The organism is Chryseobacterium sp. BGARF1 (assembly GCF_001677955.1).
GTDB lineage: Bacteria > Bacteroidota > Bacteroidia > Flavobacteriales > Weeksellaceae > Chryseobacterium.
In genome coordinates this window covers 1-240 of record NZ_LELA01000195.1, presented here as the reverse complement: position 1 = coordinate 240, position 240 = coordinate 1, and the positions used below count along the sequence as shown (strand labels likewise).

The 240-nt window shown below is 37.9% G+C and carries 1 protein-coding gene; it reads right to left on the bottom strand.

Annotated elements, in window-relative coordinates; genetic code table 11:
• On the bottom strand, positions 1-240 hold a 240-nt coding region (locus tag AB671_RS21530), incomplete at both ends, for a transposase (protein ID WP_157444298.1).

Below are 240 nucleotides of genomic sequence, written 5' to 3'. Positions count from 1 at the left end.
TTCTTATTTCCTCAATAATCTCACCTCTGTAACCTCCATCAGCGAGGATTACATCAAGTGGAATCAATAAGTATTGCAGTGTTTTCATTAATAATAATGCGGCTTTACTGTCGTGAATATTGGCAACACTTACCATGACAGCTAACAAAAAACCATTTTTATCTACCACAACGTGTCGCTTGATGCCTTTTACTTTTTTACCTCCATCATAACCATTGAGCGAACGGTTATTTCCCCAGC